Source organism: Vibrio sp. 1069 (assembly GCF_033340555.1).
In genome coordinates this window covers 1-752 of sequence record NZ_JAWOWP010000302.1, presented here as the reverse complement: position 1 = coordinate 752, position 752 = coordinate 1, and the positions used below count along the sequence as shown (strand labels likewise).

The window sequence follows — 752 nt, the reverse complement described above, 5'->3', positions numbered from 1 at the left end:
GCTGTTACTACTCGCTGATGCGGGCTTGATTGAGCGTAAACCAGGTGTTGGCCATAAAGCCGCGTTAACCGATATTAAGAGCAATCAAAAAGAACTGGAGTTCGTTGAGGTGGATGCGGCGCAGCTGCCAAGAACGCTGGATGACGTTGATGCCGCAGCTATTACGATGAATTACGTGATGTCTTCAGGCTTAGATCCTAAGAAGCAAAGTATTTTCCTAGAGTCCAAAGACGCACCTCTCGCTGTTATGGTTATTGCGACTCGTGAAGCCGACAGAAACAACGAGGCTTACAAGAAGTTCGTCTCTATTTACCAATCCCAAGAAATTCGCGACTTCCTTAATAGCACTTTCAAAGGAACGATTGAACCAGCCTTTTAAGTAAGAATTAATCCTTGAGCAAGCTATCTTGCTTGCTTAGAGAGACAAAATGACAGAGGCTCATGAAACAAAGCATGAGCCTCTGTCATATCAAATGGTATCAATCGTACTTGGAGTTAGATTATCGACTTTCTGCTTCTAACTTTAGCGCGATATAGTTTTGTGCGGCGGTAACCAAATCAGAACGATTGATGATCTTCCATAGGAAAAATGGCGGGATTAAGAAGGCAATGAAATAAAACGACTCATGAAAAAAGATCTGAGCAATTGCATCTTGATGTTCCCACAACGCCGTAAGCGCGAAAAGATCGAGCATCACGCCGAGCACACCAAAAACAACTGAAACCACGATAGCTAATCCTAGTAGCTCTCG

The 752-nt window shown here is 43.8% G+C and carries 2 protein-coding genes; one reads left to right on the top strand and one right to left on the bottom strand.

Annotated features, from left to right (window positions below):
* The coding region (locus tag R7040_RS26140; RefSeq protein WP_318097532.1) for a MetQ/NlpA family ABC transporter substrate-binding protein at nt 1-379 on the top strand (379 nt) is incomplete at its 5' end.
* A 121-nt stretch (nt 380-500) separates the two neighbouring features.
* On the opposite strand, the gene R7040_RS26135 is transcribed toward R7040_RS26140, so the two are convergent.
* Nucleotides 501-752, bottom strand: a 252-nt coding sequence (locus R7040_RS26135) for a D-fructose-6-phosphate amidotransferase (RefSeq protein WP_318097531.1), incomplete at its 5' end; no start/stop codon positions are given.